14 protein-coding genes are annotated in these 18909 nt (G+C 70.9%); all 14 read left to right on the top strand.

Annotation, left to right across the window (positions count from 1 at the left end; all coding sequences use genetic code 11):
- The first annotated feature begins 9 nt into the window (after positions 1-9).
- Positions 10-756 (top strand): polyphenol oxidase family protein, encoded by a 747-nt coding sequence (locus ACSQ2D_RS12860; protein WP_435986330.1) that lies wholly within the window; start codon positions 10-12, stop codon positions 754-756.
- Positions 753-1493, top strand: coding sequence for a YggS family pyridoxal phosphate-dependent enzyme (locus ACSQ2D_RS12855; protein ID WP_435986329.1), 741 nt, complete (start codon positions 753-755; stop codon positions 1491-1493). Before ACSQ2D_RS12860 ends, ACSQ2D_RS12855 begins: the two co-directional genes overlap by 4 nt.
- Before the next feature lie 40 nt (positions 1494-1533).
- Positions 1534-2016 (top strand): cell division protein SepF, encoded by a 483-nt coding sequence (locus tag ACSQ2D_RS12850; RefSeq protein WP_435986328.1) that lies wholly within the window; start codon positions 1534-1536, stop codon positions 2014-2016.
- Between the two features lie 100 nt (positions 2017-2116).
- On the top strand, positions 2117-2401 hold the full coding sequence (locus ACSQ2D_RS12845) for a YggT family protein (RefSeq protein ID WP_020144665.1): 285 nt from the start codon (positions 2117-2119) through the stop codon (positions 2399-2401).
- Positions 2402-2534: 133 nt separating this feature from the next.
- Entirely contained in the window at positions 2535-3764 is a 1230-nt protein-coding gene (locus ACSQ2D_RS12840; RefSeq protein ID WP_435986327.1) for a DivIVA domain-containing protein, read from the top strand.
- Between the two features lie 176 nt (positions 3765-3940).
- Complete coding sequence (locus ACSQ2D_RS12835) at positions 3941-5059, top strand: TraR/DksA C4-type zinc finger protein (protein WP_435986326.1); 1119 nt, start codon at positions 3941-3943, stop codon at positions 5057-5059.
- A gap of 44 nt (positions 5060-5103) precedes the next feature.
- Positions 5104-5880 (top strand): signal peptidase II, encoded by a 777-nt coding sequence (gene lspA / locus ACSQ2D_RS12830; protein WP_435986325.1) that lies wholly within the window; start codon positions 5104-5106, stop codon positions 5878-5880.
- Positions 5873-6805, top strand: coding sequence for an RluA family pseudouridine synthase (locus tag ACSQ2D_RS12825; protein ID WP_435986324.1), 933 nt, complete (start codon positions 5873-5875; stop codon positions 6803-6805). Before lspA ends, ACSQ2D_RS12825 begins: the two co-directional genes overlap by 8 nt.
- Before the next feature lie 150 nt (positions 6806-6955).
- A complete protein-coding gene (gene dnaE / locus ACSQ2D_RS12820) occupies positions 6956-10549 on the top strand; it encodes a DNA polymerase III subunit alpha (RefSeq protein WP_435986323.1) in 3594 nt (1197 codons plus the stop codon).
- A complete protein-coding gene (locus ACSQ2D_RS12815; protein ID WP_435986322.1) occupies positions 10549-11664 on the top strand; it encodes a winged helix DNA-binding domain-containing protein in 1116 nt (371 codons plus the stop codon). Before dnaE ends, ACSQ2D_RS12815 begins: the two co-directional genes overlap by 1 nt.
- A gap of 70 nt (positions 11665-11734) precedes the next feature.
- The gene (locus ACSQ2D_RS12810; protein WP_435986321.1) at positions 11735-12628 is read left to right on the top strand and encodes a pseudouridine synthase; all 894 of its coding nucleotides are present in this window, start codon (positions 11735-11737) and stop codon (positions 12626-12628) included.
- 148 nt (positions 12629-12776) lie between these two features.
- Positions 12777-16199 carry an ExeM/NucH family extracellular endonuclease gene (locus ACSQ2D_RS12805; protein WP_435986320.1) on the top strand — a complete coding sequence of 1141 codons (3423 nt, stop codon included), beginning with the start codon at positions 12777-12779 and terminating at the stop codon, positions 16197-16199.
- Between the two features lie 96 nt (positions 16200-16295).
- Positions 16296-16712 carry a nitroreductase/quinone reductase family protein gene (locus ACSQ2D_RS12800; RefSeq protein ID WP_435986319.1) on the top strand — a complete coding sequence of 139 codons (417 nt, stop codon included), beginning with the start codon at positions 16296-16298 and terminating at the stop codon, positions 16710-16712.
- Positions 16713-16780: 68 nt separating this feature from the next.
- Positions 16781-18880: a S9 family peptidase gene (locus ACSQ2D_RS12795; RefSeq protein ID WP_435986318.1), complete on the top strand. Its 2100-nt coding sequence runs from the start codon at positions 16781-16783 to the stop codon at positions 18878-18880.
- Positions 18881-18909 lie beyond the last annotated feature (29 nt).

Here is an 18909-nt window from a genome sequence, read left to right as displayed (position 1 = left end):
TTTGTCATCGTGTTCTACTGGCGCACCACCACCCCCAGCGACGGCGACGCCCGTGCGGTCGACCTCGCCTTCACGGGCCGATCGGCCGGCCGGGGGAGCGGGCCGTATGCCGGCCTCAACCTCGGCGGGCACGTCGGCGACGACCCCGCTGACGTCGAGGGCAACCGCACCGCCGTCGCCCACGAGATCGACCTCCCGCGAGAGCGTCTCGTCCTCATGAACCAGGTGCACGGCGCCGACGTCGTGCAGGTCGACGGGCCGTGGGTCGGTGAGCCGCCTGCCGTCGACGGAATCGTCACGCGCGCAACCGATCTCGCCCTCGGGGTGCTCGTCGCCGACTGCGTCCCGGTGCTGCTGCACGATGCCGGCGCCGGCGTCGTGGGGGCGGTGCACGCCGGCCGCCCCGGGATGCTCGCGGGGATCGTCGGTCGGGCCGTCTCGGCGATGCGTGACCTCGGCGCGACGGCTGTCTCGGCGACCGTGGGACCGTCTGTCTGCGGCCGCTGCTACGAGGTCCCCGCCGAGATGGCGCGCACCGCCGCCGAGACCTCGGCGGCGGCCGCTGCACGCTCCTGGACCGGCACGCCGGCCATCGACGTGGCAGCCGGAGTCGTCGAGCAGCTTGCTGCGGCCGACGTTGCGGTGCAATGGGTTCCGGGATGCACCCGCGAGACCGGTGACCTCTACTCCTACCGGCGCGACGGCCGCACCGGCCGCTTCGCCGGCATCGTCGCGCTGCGGCCGGTGGGTCCATGACCGGCGTGGTGTCGGGAGGTGACCCGGCCCGGCGGGAGCAGCTGCGCGACAGTCTCGCCGCCGTGCACGAGCGCATCGAGCGCGGTTGTGCCGAGGCCGGACGCGATCCCGGCGACGTCACCCTCGTCGTCGTCACGAAGTACTTCCCGGCCTCCGACGTGCTGCTGCTCCACGAGCTCGGCGTCCGGCACTTCGGCGAGAACCGCGACCAGGAGGCGGCCGAGAAGTTCCGCGAGGTCCGACACGCCCTCTCGGAGGCCGGCGCGCCGGGCCTGACCCTCCACTTCATCGGGCAGCTCCAGAGCAACAAGGCGGCGCACGTCGCGGGCTATGCCGACGTCGTCCAGTCGGTCGACCGCCCGAAGCTCGTCGGCGCGCTCGCCAAGGGCGCCCACGCCGCGGACCGGACCGTCCAGGTGCTGCTGCAGGTGAGCCTCGACGGCGACACCTCGCGCGGCGGCGTCCTGCCCGCCGACGCGGAGGCCCTCGCGGATGCCGTTGCGGCACAACAGCTCCTGCAGCTGCGCGGCGTCATGGCCGTCGCGCCCCTGGGTGCCGACCCCGACGCGGCGTTCGCGCGCCTCCGGGAGGTGGCGGACGGCATACGTGCTCGGCACCCCGGTGCCGACTGGATCTCCGCCGGCATGAGCGGCGACCTCGAGGCGGGGCTGCGCCACGGAGCGACACTCCTGCGTGTCGGCACGGCAATCCTCGGTTCACGCCCGTCACTTCTGTAACGTCGTCAACGATCACAATCCGACGTTTTGGGAGTTGGCCATGGCAGGGGCACTGCGCAAGACGATGGTGTACCTCGGACTGAGCGAGGAGGACCAGCGTCACGACCGTTACGACGACTACGACGCGTACGACGAGTCCGACCGCTACGACGACGAGACCGAGCACACCGCTGCCGTGACGCAGCTGCCCACGAAGCGGCCGGTCGCCGCCGTCGTGCGCGACGTCGAGGTCGGTTCGCTCAACCGCATCACGACGATCCACCCCCGCACGTACAACGAGGCCAAGAACATCGGCGAGTGGTTCCGCGACCAGGTGCCGGTCATCATGAACCTCAGCGACATGGACGACGCCGACGCCAAGCGTCTCGTCGACTTCGCGGCCGGCCTCGTCTTCGGCCTCCACGGGACGATCGAGCGGGTCACCTCCAAGGTGTTCCTCCTCTCGCCCGCCCACGTCGAGATCTCCGCCGACGAGCCCGAGGCGCCGGCCGCCTCGACCCGCGGATTCTTCAACCAGAGCTGAGCCCGACCGTCCACCGCCGTGAGCGCGAACCGGGGTCACAGGACCATCGACCTGGGCCCCGGTTCACACTCCTGCCCCGACATCAGGGACACTGACCGACATGGACGCGTTCTGGACGATCTACGGGGTGGTGGTCTTCACCTTCTTCATCGCCCTCATCGGCCGCTTCGTCATCGACTGGGTGCAGGTGCTGGCCCGGTCGTGGCGACCCACGGGGGTCGTCCTGGTCCTCGCCGAGGCCGTCTACACCGTGACCGACCCGCCCCTGCGCGCCCTGCGCAAGGTCATCCCGTCACCGAGCCTCGGTGGCGTACGACTCGACCTCAGCTTCCTCGTCCTGATGTTGCTGACCTCTCTCGCTCTCAACGTGCCGAGCTTCTTCTGACCGACCGGCGGTCACCCGTCCCGCAGCACGGACCGCGGGTGTCCACACGCCGACCGGTGAGCATGGCTTTGGTTCGTGACCGGAACGTTAGATACCGTTGACCCGAACCATTACGTCTGTATCGAGGTGACACATGGCGCTTACGCCTGAACAGGTGCTCAACAAGCACTTCCAGACCACGCAGTTCCGTCGTGGCTACGAGGAGCGGGACGTTGACGACTTCCTGGACGAGATCGTGGCGGAGATGCGTTCGCTCATCGAGCAGCGTGACGACTACCTGAAGCAGCTCAACGACTGCCGCGCGAGCAAGAACCAGTCGGCCGTGCGAGCCGACGGCGCGACCGCGGCCATGCCGGCCGTCGGCCGGCCCGGTGACGACGCCAAGCTCGGCGGCCTCACCGCGAAGATCCAGGACGCGGAGCGCGCCTTCAAGGCCGCCACCGACCGCGCGGCCAAGGCCAAGGCCGACGCCGAGAACGCCGAGCGCGTCGCCAAGGAGCGCATCGACCGTGCGAAGGCCGAGGCCGACCGCGCCGAGGCAGCCGCCAAGTCCGCCGTCGACTCGCAGGCGCTCAACGACGCGCAGGCCAAGCTCAACGGCCTCAACTCCCAGGTCGCCGACGCCGAGGGCAAGCTCACCAAGGCCCAGGAGAACGCCCGCGCCGCCGAGGAGCGGGCCGCCAAGGCCCAGGCCGACGCCGAGGCAGCCGCGGCCACCGCGGCCCGCCTGCGCGAGGAGGCCGCCAAGGCGCCGGCGGCCGCCCCTGCCGCTGCCGCTGCCGCTGCCGCACCGGCTGCTGCCGCCGCGACCGGCAACGTCGACGCCGCGGGCGTCATCGCGCTCGCCCAGCGCCTCCACGACGAGCACGTGGCCGCCGGCGAGACCCGCCGCGACGAGCTCATCTCCGAGGCCGAGAACCGTCACCGTGAGCTGCTCGCCGCGGCCCAGGCCCGCCACGACGACCTCATCAACACCGGGCAGAGCCGTCACGACAAGGCCACTCAGGAAGCCGAGCAGATCTCCGCCGCAGCCGCGTCCCAGCGTGACCAGATGATCGCCGAGGCCACCTCGCAGCGCGACCAGATGATCGCCGAGGCGACGTCCAAGCGCGACGAGATGCTCACCGAGGCACGCGAGCGCGCCACCGGCATGGTCGCCGAGGCACAGCAGAAGAAGGCGGCCCTGCTCGAGGAGCTCGACAAGCAGAAGGGCCTGCTCGACCGCAAGATCGCCGAGCTGCGTGGCTTCGAGAAGAACTACCGCAGCAACCTCAAGTCCTACATCGAGGGCCAGCTGCACGACCTCGACTCGAGCGTCCAGGAGCCGGCTCACGCCGGTGCCGGAGACGGCAACCAGGGCTGAGTCCCACCTCGAACAGACGCACGCAGGCCGTCCGGGCATCGTCCCGGGCGGCCTGAGGTGCATCCGAAGGGCGAACACTTCGCCCGCATAAGCGTTTCGCGTTTGTGCGCGACCCGTGCGGGGCTTATTGTCAGCCCCACTTGTCAGCGTCGACGGATTGAGCGACGGAGGGTCTGATGGCGGCGAAGAAGACGGCAGCGGCGACGACCGCGGCCAAGCGGGCCACCGCGAGCGGGACGACGGGCGCAGCCGGGAAGGCGGCGCCTGCGGCGAAGACTGCGAAGAAGTCCGCGACGAAGACCGCGGCCGCCACGACGTCCACGACCACGGCCGCGCCGGCCAAGAAGTCCGCGACGAAGGCCGCGCCGGTCAAGAAGTCCGCGACGAAGGCCGCGCCGGTCAAGAAGACGGCGACGAAGGCCGCGCCGGTCAAGAAGACGGCGACGAAGGCCGCGCCGGTCAAGAAGACGGCGACGAAGGCCGCGCCGGTCAAGAAGACCGCGACGAAGGCCGCGCCGGTCAAGAAGACCGCGACGAAGGCCGCGCCTGCCAAGAAGACCGCGACGAAGGCCGCGCCGGTCAAGAAGACCGCGACGAAGGCCGCACCCGTCAAGAAGACCGCGACGAAGGCCGCGCCGGTCAAGAAGACCGCGACGAAGGCCGCACCCGTCAAGAAGTCCGCTCCGGCGGCTGGAAGCACCACCAGGTCCACGGCGGCGAAGAAGCCGTCCGCCACGACGTCCACCCGAGCAGGTGCCGCGAGCGCGAAGTCCGCCGCCAAGGCCCCGGCGACCCGAACCAAGAAGGCATCCGTGACGACGAGCTCCACTGCAGGACCCCGCACGGCCACCAAGAAGGCCGCGAGCACCACGACGAACCGGACCAGCGCCCGCAAGATCGCCGAGCAGCTGCGGGTCAAGGACGACGAGAGCCCGTGGAGCGAGGACGAGATCGGCGAGGTGCGAGGCGTCCTCCTCGAGGAGATCGAGCAGCACCGCGTCGAGCTCAAGCTCGCCGAGGACGAGCTCGACGACCTGCTGCGCGCCTCGGGCGACGGGTCGGGTGACGACCAGGCGGACGCCGGTGCCAAGACGGCAGAGCGCGAGCACGAGATCTCGGTCGCCGCCAACGCTCGCGCGAGCCTGCGCCAGGCCGAGCACGCGCTCGAGCAGCTCGAAGCCGGCACCTACGGCATCTGCGAGAACTGTGGCAACCCGATCGGCAAGCTTCGACTTCAGGCCCGTCCTCGTGCGACCCTGTGCATGACATGCCAGGAGAAGCAAGACCGCCACTGACGTCCACGCACGCCACGTCGACCCCCCGCGCGGGGGTCGACGGCGTGTCCACCACTACCTCGACCGAGATCGTGAGCTCGACGCCCGCCGACGACAGCCGTCCCACGCCTGACCGGCGCAGGCGACTGTTCGTCGTCCTCGGCGTCGTCGCCGTCCTCGCCCTCGTCACCGACCAGCTGACGAAGATGGTCGCCCTCGACGTGCTCGCCGACGGCGAGTCCCGTCCCTTCGTCGGAGACTTCATCCGGCTCAAGCTCATCGGCAACCCCGGAGCGGCCCTCTCGCTCGGGGCGGGCAACACGTGGGTCATGACGGGCATCGCCCTCGCGGTGCTCGTCGCGATCATCGTCGTCGCCCGCCAGCTCGGGTCGCTGGCCTGGGCCGTCGCGCTCGGCCTGCTGCTCGGCGCCGCGGTCGGCAACCTCACGGACCGTTTCGTCCGCCCGCCGGGTGGCGGCCAGGGCCACGTCGTGGACTTCATCGACTACAACCGATGGTTCATCGGCAACGTCGCCGACATCTGGATCGTCTCGGCGGCCTGCCTCGTCGTCCTCCTGGCGCTGCTCGGCATCGGCGTCGACGGCCGGCGCGACCACGGTCGCGCCGCCACCGCGACAGCGACCGAGCCTCAGTCCGGCGAGACCACGACCGGCGAGACCACGACCGGCGAGGCCTCCGGACAGACCATCGACGACACCACCGCCCGCACCACCGGCGCGACCACCACGAACGGCGAGACCGACATGACGCAGCAGACCGGTGGGACGCCCGACGCGCCCGAGACGCACGAGGCGCGGCGCCACGGGGGCGACCATGCCTGACGTGCGCACCGTGCTCGTGCCGGACGGCCTCGAGGGCGAGCGCGTCGACGCCGGTGTGGCGCGGCTCTTCGGTGTCTCGCGCAGCAAGGCCGCCGACCTCGCCGCCGACGGCCACGTCGTCATCGACGGCAAGGCGGTCGCGAAGTCAGAGCGGCTCTCGGCCGGCTCGATGCTCGAGGTGTCGCTGCCGCGCGCCGAGGACCGGCCGGGCCTGCAGGTCGTCGCCCAGCCGGTCCCGGGCATGTCGATCGTCCACGACGACGACGACATCGTCGTCGTCGACAAGCCGGTGGGGGTCGCCGCGCACCCGAGCGTCGGCTGGAGCGGTCCCGACGTGGTGTCCGGGCTCGCCGCGGCGGGCTACCGCATCTCCACCTCGGGAGCCCCGGAGCGCCAGGGCATCGTCAGCCGTCTCGACGTCGGCACGTCGGGTCTCATGGTCGTCGCCAAGAGCGAGGCCGCCTACTCGCGGCTCAAGCAGGCCTTCCGGAGCCGGACGGTCGACAAGACGTACCACGCCCTCGTCCAGGGCCTGCCCGACCCGGTCGTCGGCACCGTCGACGCCCCGATCGGCCGGCACCCCGGTCACGACTACAAGTTCGCCGTGATGAAGAGCGGCAAGCCGTCGGTGACCCACTACGAGGTGATCGAGGCGTTCCGCTACGCGAGCCTGCTCGACATCCACCTCGAGACGGGGCGCACCCACCAGATCCGGGTCCACTTCGCGGCCTTGCACCACCCCTGCTGCGGCGACCCGACCTACGGCGCCGACCCGACGCTCGCGGCGCGGCTCAAGCTCGACCGCCAGTGGCTGCACGCCGTGGGGCTCGGCTTCGAGCACCCTGGCACGGGGGAGTACGTCCACTTCGAGAGTCCCTACCCGGAGGACCTCCAGCGGGCCCTCGACATCATCGGAACCCTCTGAGGGCTTGACCTTCGACCTCACCGTGAAGGCTGGTGGCGTATGCCGTCGGGTCGGCACGGTGGGGTCGTCGGCGTCTCGGCCCACCGGGCCCACGACACCCGGTCCCGACACGCCGAGGAGTGTCCTCCCGGAGGCTTAGACTCGTCCACGATGTCGACCGAAGCCGCCCCGCGCAACGACCCGAACTTCGTGCACCTCCACGTGCACACGGAGTACTCCATGCTCGACGGGGCCGCCCGGATCGGCGACCTCTTCAGCGAGGCGGCGCGGATGGGCATGCCGGCCCTCGCGACGACCGACCACGGCTACGTCTTCGGCGCCTACGAGTTCTGGAAGAAGGCGCAGGGCACCGGGGTCAAGCCGATCATCGGGGTCGAGGCCTACATCACGCCGGGCACGCACCGCACCGACCGCACCAAGGTCAGCTGGGGCGACGGCGGCCGCGACGACATCTCGGGCAGCGGCGCCTACACGCACATGACGATGCTCGCCGAGAACAACCAGGGCATGCACAACCTCTTCCGGATGAGCTCCATCGCGAGCCTCGACCAGGTCTACACGAAGTGGCCGCGCATCGACCGCGACCTGCTCTCGACCTACGGCAAGGGCCTCATCGTCACGACGGGCTGCCCGTCGAGCGAGATCCAGACGAAGCTGCGCTTCGGGATGTACGACGAGGCGCGCGAGGTCGCCGGCGAGCTGCGCGACATCTTCGGCAACGAGAACGTCTACGTCGAGCTCATGGACCACGGCCTCGACATCGAGCGGCGCACGCAGAAGGACCTCATCCGGCTCGCGCGCGACCTCAAGCTGCCGCTCGTGGCCACCAACGACCTGCACTACACGCGGGCCGAGGACGCCAAGGCCCACGCCGCCCTGCTCTGCGTCCAGTCCGGCTCGACCCTGATGGACCCCAACCGGTTCAAGTTCGACGCCGACGACTTCTACCTCAAGTCCGCCCAGGAGATGCGTCACCTCTGGCGCGAGCTGCCCGAGGCGTGCGACAACACCCTGCTCATCGCCGAGCGCTGCGAGGTCTCCTTCACCGAGGGCGAGGGGCGCTACATGCCCCGCTTCCCCTGCCCCGAGGGTGAGGACGAGACGTCGTGGTTCATCAAGGAGGTCGAGACCGGCCTCTCGCGCCGCTTCCCCGAGGGGGTGCCCGACTACGCCCGCAAGCAGGCGGCCTTCGAGGAGGACGTCATCGTCTCCAAGGGCTACCCGGGCTACTTCCTCGTCGTCGCCGACTTCATCAACTGGGCCAAGCGCAACGGCATCCGGGTCGGACCCGGTCGTGGCTCCGGTGCCGGCTCCATGTGCGCCTACGCGATGGGCATCACCGACCTCGACCCGGTGCCGCACGGCCTGATCTTCGAGCGCTTCCTCAACCCCGAGCGCATGTCGATGCCCGACTTCGACGTCGACTTCGACGAGCGCCGCCGCGGTGAGGTCATCCGCTACGTGACGGAGAAGTACGGCGAGGAGCGCGTCGCCCAGATCGTCACCTACGGCACGATCAAGGCCAAGCAGGCCCTCAAGGACGCGAGCCGCGTCCTCGGCCACCCCTTCGCGATGGGTGAGAAGCTCACCAAGGCGATGCCGCCCGACGTCATGGGCAAGGGCATGCCGCTCGCCGACGTCTTCAAGCCCGACTCCAAGCGCTACAACGAGGCGGCCGACTTCCGTGTCGTCCACGACGAGGACCCCCAGGCGCAGGAGGTCGTCGCGACGGCGCTCGGCCTCGAGGGCCTCAAGCGCCAGTGGGGCGTGCACGCGGCCGGCGTCATCATGTCGAGCGAGCCGCTCGTCGACGTCATCCCGATCATGCGCCGCCTGCAGGACGGCCAGATCATCACGCAGTTCGACTACCCCAGCTGCGAGTCGCTCGGCCTGGTCAAGATGGACTTCCTCGGCCTGCGCAACCTGACGATCCTCGACGACGCCATCGAGAACATCAAGCTCAACCGCGACGAGGACATCGACCTCGACGAGCTGTCCAAGACCCTCGACGACCGCGCGACCTACGACCTGCTCGGTCGCGGCGACACCCTCGGCGTCTTCCAGCTCGACGGCGGCGGCATGCGCTCGCTGCTGCGCCTCATGCAGCCCGACAACTTCGAGGACATCTCGGCCGCCCTCGCGCTCTACCGACCGGGCCCGATGGGCGTCAACGCCCACACGAACTTCGCGCTGCGCAAGAACGGCAAGCAGGAGGTCGTCCCGCTCGACCCCCAGCTCAAGGGCAAGCTCCAGCAGGAGATGATCGACGCCCTCGACCCCATCCTCGGGATGACCTACGGCCTGGTCATCTACCAGGAGCAGGTCATGGAGATCGCCCAGAAGCTTGCCGGCTACACCCTCGGCAACGCCGACCTGCTGCGCCGGGCCATGGGCAAGAAGAAGAAGGAGGTCCTCGACGCCGAGTACGTCCCCTTCTCCGAGGGCATGAAGTCCCAGGGCTTCAACGAGGCGTCGATCGCGGCGCTGTGGGGCGTCCTCGTCCCGTTCTCGGACTACGCGTTCAACAAGGCGCACACGGCGGCATACGGCCTCGTGTCGTACTGGACGGGCTACCTCAAGGCCAACTACCCCGCCGAGTACATGGCGGCCCTGCTGACGAGCGTGCGCGACGACAAGGACAAGTCGGCGCTCTACCTCAACGAGTGCCGGCACATGGGCATCAAGGTGCTGCCGCCCGACGTCAACGAGTCGATCGCCAACTTCGCCGCCGTCGGCACCGACATCCGCTTCGGGCTCGCGGCGATCCGCAACGTCGGCCTGCCCGTCGTGCAGGCCATCATCAAGGCCCGCGAGGAGAAGGGCGCCTTCGCCTCGTTCAAGGACTTCCTCTCGAAGGTGCCGGCCGTCGTCTGCAACAAGCGCACCATCGAGTCGCTCATCAAGGGCGGCGCGTTCGACTCCCTCGGCGAGAGCCGTCGCGGCATGGTCGAGGTGCACGAGCGCTACATCGACGCGCTCGTCGAGGTCAAGAAGCAGGAGGCCATCGGCCAGGACAGCCTCTTCGGCAGCTTCGGCGACGACGCCGACGCCGGTGCCGCCGACGGGCCGGGGGCCTTCGACGGCCTGCCGCCCGTGCCGACGCTCGAGTGGGACAAGGCCAGCCTGCTCTCCTTCGAGCGCGAGATGCTCGGCCTCTACGTCAGCGACCACCCGCTCTTCGGCATCGAGCACATCCTCGCCACGCACGCGGACACCTCGATCGCCTCGCTCATGGGCGACGACCCCAAGGCCGACGGCACCCCGGTCACCGTGGCGGGGCTCATCACGAGCCTCCAGCTCAAGCGCACGAAGAAGGGCGACCTGTGGGCCATCGCGACCGTCGAGGATCTCGACGGCGCCATCGAGTGCCTCTTCTTCCCCTCGGCCTACATGACCTACTCGACGATGCTGGCCCAGGACACCGTCTGCGCCGTCAAGGGTCGCATCAGCGCCCGCGACGACTCGATCTCGATCTTCGCCCAGGAGCTGACGATCCCCGACATCAAGGAGGGCCCGCGCGGTCCGGTCGTGCTGACCCTCCCGCTCGGTCGGGCCACCCCGGCCGTGGCCGAGAGCCTCAAGCGCGTGCTGGGGGAGCACCCCGGTGCCACCGAGGTGCAGGTCAAGCTGACCCAGCCCGGGCGTTCGGTGCTCATGTCCCTCGACGACTCCCTCCGGGTCAACGCCACCTCCGCGCTCTTCGGTGACCTCAAGGCCCTCCTCGGTCCGGCCTGCCTCAGCTGATGCGCGAGGCTGACCGCCGGCAGATGCGCCGGACGCGGATGGCCGCGCTCGGACTGGCGCCCGCGCTCGGCAGCGACGGGCCCGTGTCGGCGCTGGCGGTCGCCCGGGAGCTCGGCGCGTTGCAGGCCCAGGACTACGGCAGCGGCGCGTGGTCGCTCGGGGTGCGCTCGGGCCTGACGCTCGAGCAGGTCGAGCGGGCGGTCGTCGACCGCGAGGTCGTGCGCACGTGGCCGATGCGCGGCACGATCCACTGGGTCCCGGCCGAGGACGCCCGCTGGATGTGCGAGCTGCTCGCGGCGCCCCGCAGCACGACGCTGGCCACGCGGTTCGCCCAGCTCGGCCTCACCGAGGCCGACGTCGAGCTGTCCGGACGGCTCTTCGAGGAGCACCTGCGGGAGCCGATGAGCCGTCCCGACGTCGCCGCCCTGCTCGTCGCCCACGGCATCGACCCCACCGACCAGCGCAACTACCACCTCATCGGCCACCACTGCATGAGCGGTCTCATCTGCCAGGGGCCGGTCATCGGCAGGCAACCGAGCTTCGTCCTCATCGACTCGTGGGTTCCCCACTCCCGCAAGCCTTCCCGTGAGGAGGGACTCGCGACGGTGGCCGAGCGCTACGTCCGGAGCCACGGACCCGTCACGGAGAAGGACCTTGCCGGCTGGCTCCTCAAGCCGCTCGGACTCACGCGCGAGGCGCTCGCGCTCGTCGGCGACCGCATCGTGCGCGCGGAGCTCGACGGGCAGACGTGGCTCACCCACGTGGACGCGCGCCCGGTCCCCGACGGTCCCGGTGGAGTGCACCTGCTGCCCCAGTGGGACGAGTTCCTCCTCGGCTACAAGTCGCGCGAGGTGACGCTGCCGCCCGAGCACTTCGTCAAGGTCGTGCCCGGGCGCAACATGGTGTTCAAGCCGACGCTCGTCGTCGACGGCGAGGTTGCCGGCACGTGGCGTCGCGTCCAGAAGCGGGAGCACGTGGTCGTCGAGGTCTCGCCGTTCGTCGACCTCTCGGCGCGGCGGTGGCGCGAGGTCGAGACGGCCGCGGCCGCCTACGGCACGTTCCTCGACACCGAGGCCGAGGTCGTACGCGTCGGGCCGGCTGAGAGGACCGGCTGACGTGGCGCGTGGGCCGGTCCCACCCTCCCCGCTGCCCCCGCGCCACGGTGTCGACGCCCAGCGTTTCCGGATGCCGCAGTCAGGCCCTTGGTCGTCGCTGCGCGACCACCTCGTCGAGCGGCTCGCGCCCGGGCTCACGCCCGACGAGGTCGACCGGATGCTCGAGGCCGGGGAGTTCGTCGACGGCTCGGGAGCGCCGGTGCCGGCGGACGCCCCGTTCGTGCCCCAGTCGGCCGTGTGGGCGCACCGCGACCTGCCGGTCGAGGTCGCGCACCCCGAAGAGCTCGTCGTGCTGCACCGCGACGAGCGGATCGTCGTCGTCGACAAGCCCCACGACATGGCGACGATGCCGCGGGGTCGGCACGTCGTGCAGAGCGCCCTGGCCCGTGCCCGCGTCCTGACGGGCGAGCATCGCCTCACCCCGGCCCACCGGCTCGACCGACCCACGGCAGGCGTCCTGATGTTCACGACCGAGCAGCGGTGGCGTGGCCCGTACCAACGCGTCTTCGCGGAGGCGCTCGCCCACAAGGAGTATCTCGCGGTCGCGCCCGTCCGCGACGGGCTCGCCCTGCCCCTCGTGCGGCGCACGCACCTCGTCAAGGAGCACGGCACGCACCAGGCGCACGAGGTCGACGGGGCCGAGCCCAACGCCGAGACGCTCGTCGAGCTCGTGGGCACCGCGTCCGGTCCCGGAGGGTCGGGAGCGGACCTGGGGCTCTACCGCCTCACGCCGCGCACCGGGCGCACGCACCAGCTGCGGTGCCAGCTCCAGGGGCTCGACATCCCCATCGTCGACGACCCCCTCTACCCGGTGGAGCGGGACGTGCCGGCGGAGGACTTCAGCACCCCGCTGCAGCTGCTCGCGGCCGTGCTGGCCTTCGACGACCCCGTCGACGGGACGCCGCGCCGGTTCGTGACGCGACGCCGCCTCGCCCGGTGGCCCGGCCGTTGGCCGGCGCCCTGAGACCCGCCCCCGGGCCTGCCTCGGGGCCGACCGCGCGATGTCACCGGGTGTTCAGGATCCCGTGGGCCTCTCGACGCGCGAGACGGACCGCTCCGGTCTAGGGTGACCCGCAGACCGCGCGGAAGAGCCGGTCCCAGGGAGGAAATCCATGCGTCATTCTCGTCCTGCCCTGCGCCGGGTCGCCGCGGTCACCACCGCCGCACTCGCCGTGGGCGTCACCCCCTTCGTCGTGGCCGCACCGGCCTCGGCGGCGGCCCCGACGGAGCTGTTCATCAGCGAGTACGTCGAACCGGCCACCGGAAACAACAAGGCCATCGAGATCTACAACCCGACGAGTGCTCCGGTGACGCTCACCGGCACCTACAGCCTCTACACCTCGATCAACGGCGGTTCGTCGAACTCGACGATTGCCCTGGTCGGCACGGTGCAGCCGGGTGACGCCTTCTTCGTGGGCAACAGCAGCACGACGAACGACCCGGCGATCCTCGCGGCTGACCAGCTGAGTGGCTCCCTGACCTTCAACGGTGACGACGCCATCGAGCTGCGCAAGGGATCGACCGTCGTCGACTCGATCGGCCAGGTCGGCGTCGACCCGGGCACTGCGTGGGGGACCTCTCCCGTGACGACGGCCGACCACACGCTGCGGCGCAAGTCGAGCATCACTGTCGGCGACACGAACAGTGCTGACGCGTTCGACCCGGCCACTGAGTGGGACTCCTTCCCTGCTGGCACCTTCGACGGCCTCGGCACCCACACCGTCGACGGCGGTCCGGCGACCGACGTCGCCCCGAGCGTGACCTCGACGACCCCGGCCGACGGCTCCTCGAACGTCGCGGTCGACGCGAGCCCCACGGTCACCTTCTCCGAGCCGGTCAACGCCGCCGGAGCCTTCACCGTCACCTGCTCCCTCTCGGGAGCCAAGACGCTGGCCGTCACGGGCGGTCCCTCGACGTTCACGCTCGACCCGTCGGCCGACTTCGCCCTCGGCGACGCGTGCAGCCTGACGGTCTCGGCGTCCGCCGTCACCGACCAGGACGCCATCGACCCGCCGGACTCCCTGGCGAGCGAGGTCGTCGTGCGCTTCTCGGTCCCCGCCGTCAGCCCGTGCGAGGTCACCCCGACCTCGATCCCGACCATCCAGGGCAGCGGTGACACGGCTGCGGTCACCGGCTCGGTCACGACGCGCGGCGTCGTGGTCGGCGACTACGAGGGCCCGTCGCCCGCGCTGCGCGGCTTCTTCATCCAGGACCCGAACGGCGACGGCGACCCCGCGACGTCCGACGGCATCTTCGTCTTCGAGGGCAGCAACGCCAACACGGTCAAGCTCGGTGACCTCGTCACCGTGACGGGCAACGCGGGCGAGAACCAGGGCCAGACCCAGGTCAGCGCCGGCGCGATCACGGTCTGCGGCACCGGCACGGTCGCCCCGACCGAGGTGCGGTTCCCCGTGGCGAGCCCGACGGCGCTCGAGCGCTACGAGGGCATGCTCGTCACCCTGCCGCAGGACATGTCCGTCACCGAGCACTTCCAGCTCGGCCGCTTCGGCCAGGTCACGCTCTCGGAGGGCGGCCGCCTCGAGCAGCCGACCAACGTCGTCGCCCCGGGCGCCCCCGCCGCCGCGCTCCAGGCGTCCAACAACCTGCGCAAGATCATCCTCGACGACACGACGCAGGCCCAGAACGTCGACCCGATCGTCTTCGGTCGGGGCGGCCAGCCGCTCACCGCGGCCAACACGCTGCGCGGGGGCGACACCGTCACCGACCTGACCGGTGTCCTCAACTACACGTGGGGCGGCAACGCCGCGAGCGGCAACGCCTACCGCATCCGCCCGGTGTCCCCGGCGGCGACGGTCGACTTCCAGCCGACCAACCCACGACCGACGACCCCGCCGGCCGTCGGCGGTGACACCCGCGTCGTCGGGATGAACCTGCTCAACTTCTTCAACACCCTCGACACGACCGGCAACAACTGTCGTGGCGGGCTCACCGGCGCGGCCATGGACTGCCGAGGCGCCAACACCGCCACGGAGTTCGACCGCCAGTGGCACAAGACGCTGGCCGCCGTCTCGGGCACGCAGGCCGACGTCGTCGCCTTCATGGAGATGGAGAACGACGGCTACGGCGCCGACAGCGCCGAGCAGTTCCTCGTCGGCAAGCTCAACGAGAAGGACGGCGCCGGCACGTGGGCCTTCATCGACGCCGACGCGCGCACGGGTCAGACCGACGCCCTCGGCAACGACGCCATCAAGGTCGGCATGCTCTACAAGCCGGGCGCGGTGACACCGGTGGGCACGACCGCGGCGCTCAACTCCGTCGACTTCGTCAACGGCGGCGACTCCGGTCCCCGCAACCGTCCCTCGCTCGCCCAGGCGTTCCGCGACAACACGACCGGTGGCACGTTCGTCGCCGTCGCGAACCACCTCAAGAGCAAGGGAAGCGCGTGCGACACGCCCGACGCCGGCGACGGCCAGGGCAACTGCACCGAGGTCCGCGTCCGCTCGGCACAGCTGCTCGCCACGTGGCTGGCCGGCGACCCGACGGGCACGGGTGACCCCGACGTCCTCATCCTCGGCGACATGAACTCCTACGCCAAGGAGGACCCGATCACGACGCTCGAGAAGGCCGGCTTCACCAACCTCATCGAGCAGCGCAACGGGCGCGAGGCGTACTCCTACGCCTTCGACGGGCAGTGGGGCTACCTGGACCACGCGCTCGGCTCGGCGTCGATCACCAGCCAGGTGACGGGAGTCGGCGACTGGCACGTCAACGCCGACGAGCCCTCGATCCTCGACTACAACACCGAGTTCAAGACAGCGGCCCAGGTCACGAGCCTGTACGCGCCCGACCAGTTCCGCGTCTCGGACCACGACCCGGTCGTCGTCGGGCTCGACCTGACCAACGCCGCCCCGGTCGTCGGCACCGTCACCGGGCCGACCTCGGCCGTCTCGGTCGGCGCCCCGGCGGGCGTCAGCGCGACGTTCACCGACGCCGACCGCCTCGACACCCACTCGGCGAGCATCGCCTGGGGTGACGGGCAGTCCTCGGCGGGCACCGTGACCGGTGGCACCGTCAGCGGCAGCCACGTGTACACCGCGGCCGGCATCTACACCGTGACCGTCACCGTCACGGACCAGTGGGGCAACGCGGGCGCGGGCACGACGACCGTCGTCGTCTACGACCGCGCGGCCGGTTTCGTCACCGGGGGTGGCACCATCGCGTCCCCGGCCGGCGCTCTGGCCGACAACCCGTCGCACAGCGGCAAGGGCAGCCTCGAGCTGTCCGTCGCCTACGGCCGCGGGGCCACCGTCCCGTCAGGGTCGTTCACGTACAGCCTCGCGGGCACGTCCTTCGCCGTCGCCGCGACGACGTTCGACTGGCTCGTCGTGACGGGCACGACGGCGACGTTCTCGGCCCCGGTCACGGTCGACGGGACCGCCGGCTACCGTGCCGTCGTCACCGTGACCGACAAGGGCAGGAACGACACGTTCCGCCTCGTCGTGACGGCCGCCTCGGGCTCCGTGGCCTACGACTCCGGCACGCAGGCCGTGAAGGGTCAGATCGTCATCCACTGACCGCCCACGACACGTGCGGCCCGGGATCCTCGGATCCCGGGCCGTTCGTCGTGTTCCGGCAGCCCGCACGGGTCCGCCCGCGGCTACCGTGACGGCATGAGGCGAGCACTGTTCGTGCGGGTCAACCGGGTCATGAACGTCGTCGTGCGGCGGTTCGGGCTGCGCCGCTTCCGAGGTGGTGACCTGCTCATGCTGACGACGACCGGGCGCCGGAGCGGGCAGCACCGCACGACACCGCTCCTCCACCTCGCACGTGACGGCGACTGGCTGGTCGTGGCCTCCAACGGCGGCGCCGACTGGGAGCCGGGCTGGTGGCTCAACCTCCGGGCCGGTGGGCCGGGCACGGTGGAGGTCGACGGCCGGGTGGTGCCGGTGCGCGGCGAGGAGGTCACCGGACCGGAGCGGGAGCAGCTCTGGGTCGAGCTCAACGACCGGGTCTTCGACTTCGACGCCTACCAGGCGAAGGTGAGCCGACGGATCGCCGTCGTCAGGCTGACGCCCAGCGCCGTCTGACCAGGTCTTCGACCCGGTCGGCTCAGGCACCGGCCGCGCCGCACGGCGCCGCGACCTAGACTGCGCGGATGCAGCACCCCCCGACCGCTCGGCGCGACCCCGTCGCCCGCGAGCACCACGGCGACCGCTTCGACGACCCCTACGCGTGGATGGCCGACCGGGACTCGGCCGCGGTGCGCGAGCTGCTCGCGGCCGAGAACGCCCACGCCACCGAGCGCACCGAGCACCTGCGTCCGCTCGCCGAGCAGGTCTTCGAGGAGTTCCGCTCGCGCATCGAGGAGACCGACCTGTCGGTGCCGGTGCGCCACGACCGCTGGTGGTACTACTCGCGCACGGTCGAGGGGGAGCAGTACGCCGTCGAGGCGCGGGTGCTCGTCGCCGACCACCCGCAGCGGCCGACCCTCGACGACGGAGGTCCGCCGGCCGGTGAGCAGGTGCTCCTCGACCAGAACGAGGAGGGCCGGCACCACGAGTTCTTCGCGGTCGGCGTGAGCGAGGTGTCGCCGTCCGGCGACCTGCTCGCGTATGCCGTCGACGTCGTCGGCGACGAGCGCTACGACGTGCGCGTGCGCAGGATCGAGGACGGCGTGGTCCTCGACGACGTCGTGCGCCGCACCGGCGGCTCGTTCGCGTGGTCGCTCGACGCCGGACACTTCTTCTACACGCGGGTCGACGACGCCTGGCGTCCGTACCAGGTGTGGCGCCATGAGGTGGGCACCCCCGCCGAGGAGGACGTGCTCGTCCACGAGGAGACCGACGAGCGCTTCTTCGTCGGGGTGGGCACCTCGCGCGACGACCGGCTCGTCATCATCGCCATCGGGTCCAAGACGACGAGCGAGTTCCGCCTCCTCGACGCCGACGATCCCTTGGGGACGCCCAGGGTCGTGGCCGAGCGCCGCCAGGGCGTCGAGTACGACATCGAGCCCTTCGGCGACCAGCTGCTCGTCACGCACAACGCCAACCGGGTCAACTTCGAGCTCGCCACCGCTCCCGTGACGAGCACGACGGCCGACGACTGGGTGCCGTTGGGCGTCACGACGGACGACGAGTACGTCACGGGCGCAGAGGGGTTCGACGACTTCATCGCGGTCTCGCTGCGACGGGAGGGCGGCACGGGCGTGCGGGTCGTGCTGCGCGACCCTGCGGCCCCGAACGGTCTGGGGGAGGCCCACGACATCGCCGTCGGCGAGCCCATCGGCACGCTCCACGTCGGCGTCAACCCCGAGGCGGACACGCCGACGCTCCAGGTGGTCCACGAGTCCCTGGTCACGCCCCGCACCGTCGAGGACTACGACGTGCGCGCCCGCACCTTCACGCTCCTCAAGCAGCAGCACGTGCGCGGCGACGTCGACCTGGCGCAGTACCGCCAGCGACGCGAGTGGGCCACCGCGCCCGACGGGACCCGCATCCCGATCTCCGTCGTGCACCGCCACGACGTCACGGCCGACGGCACGGCGCCCGGCCTGCTCAACGCGTACGGCGCCTACGGCATCTCGAGCGACCCGTGGTTCTCGGTCCTGCGCCTCTCGCTGCTCGACCGCGGCTGGGTCTTCGCCATCGCGCACGTGCGCGGCGGCTCGGAGATGGGGCGGTCGTGGTACGACGACGGCAAGCTCGAGGCGAAGCCCAACACCTTCACCGACCTCATCGCCTGCGCGGACCATCTCGTCGAGACCGGGATCGTCGCCCCGGACCGTCTTGCGGCAGAGGGTGGCTCGGCCGGCGGCCTGCTCATGGGGGCCGTCGTCAACCTCGCGCCCGAGCGCTTCCGCTTCGTCCACGCCCAGGTGCCGTTCGTCGACGCGCTGAACACGGTGCTCGACCCGAGCCTGCCGCTCACCGTCGTCGAGTGGGAGGAGTGGGGCAACCCCCTCGAGGACCCCGCGGCGTACGCCCTCATGAAGTCCTACAGCCCCTACGAGAACGTCCGGCCGACGCGTCACCCGAGCCTGCTCGTGACGGCCGGTCTCGACGACACCCGCGTCTACGTCACCGAGCCGGCCAAGTGGGTCGCGGCGCTGCGCCACGCCGACCTCGAGGTCGACGACCCGGCGCAGATCCTCTTCCGCACCGAGATGTCCGCAGGCCACGGTGGTCGTTCCGGCCGCTACGACCTGTGGCGCCAGTGGGCGTGGGAGACGGCCGTGCTCATCGACCAGACGTCGTGAGCCGGCCGTCCCCCGGCCGCACCGTGGCG

The sequence above is a fragment of the Terrabacter sp. LjRoot27 genome (assembly GCF_964254175.1).
GTDB lineage: Bacteria > Actinomycetota > Actinomycetes > Actinomycetales > Dermatophilaceae > Terrabacter.
This window is presented reverse-complemented; position numbering and strand designations above follow the sequence as displayed.

What these genes read in the sequence shown, in the direction of transcription:
- ACSQ2D_RS12835 (WP_435986326.1), top strand. Translation starts at nt 3,941, where the DNA reads ATGGCGGCGAAGAAGACGGCAGCGGCGACGACCGCGGCCAAGCGGGCC.
- ACSQ2D_RS12805 (WP_435986320.1), top strand. Translation starts at nt 12,777, where the DNA reads ATGCGTCATTCTCGTCCTGCCCTGCGCCGGGTCGCCGCGGTCACCACC.
- ACSQ2D_RS12840 (WP_435986327.1), top strand. Translation starts at nt 2,535, where the DNA reads ATGGCGCTTACGCCTGAACAGGTGCTCAACAAGCACTTCCAGACCACG.
- ACSQ2D_RS12800 (WP_435986319.1), top strand. Translation starts at nt 16,296, where the DNA reads ATGAGGCGAGCACTGTTCGTGCGGGTCAACCGGGTCATGAACGTCGTC.
- ACSQ2D_RS12815 (WP_435986322.1), top strand. Translation starts at nt 10,549, where the DNA reads ATGCGCGAGGCTGACCGCCGGCAGATGCGCCGGACGCGGATGGCCGCG.
- ACSQ2D_RS12825 (WP_435986324.1), top strand. Translation starts at nt 5,873, where the DNA reads ATGCCTGACGTGCGCACCGTGCTCGTGCCGGACGGCCTCGAGGGCGAG.
- ACSQ2D_RS12810 (WP_435986321.1), top strand. Translation starts at nt 11,735, where the DNA reads ATGCCGCAGTCAGGCCCTTGGTCGTCGCTGCGCGACCACCTCGTCGAG.
- ACSQ2D_RS12845 (WP_020144665.1), top strand. Translation starts at nt 2,117, where the DNA reads ATGGACGCGTTCTGGACGATCTACGGGGTGGTGGTCTTCACCTTCTTC.
- ACSQ2D_RS12850 (WP_435986328.1), top strand. Translation starts at nt 1,534, where the DNA reads ATGGCAGGGGCACTGCGCAAGACGATGGTGTACCTCGGACTGAGCGAG.
- ACSQ2D_RS12795 (WP_435986318.1), top strand. Translation starts at nt 16,781, where the DNA reads ATGCAGCACCCCCCGACCGCTCGGCGCGACCCCGTCGCCCGCGAGCAC.
- ACSQ2D_RS12855 (WP_435986329.1), top strand. Translation starts at nt 753, where the DNA reads ATGACCGGCGTGGTGTCGGGAGGTGACCCGGCCCGGCGGGAGCAGCTG.
- dnaE (WP_435986323.1), top strand. Translation starts at nt 6,956, where the DNA reads ATGTCGACCGAAGCCGCCCCGCGCAACGACCCGAACTTCGTGCACCTC.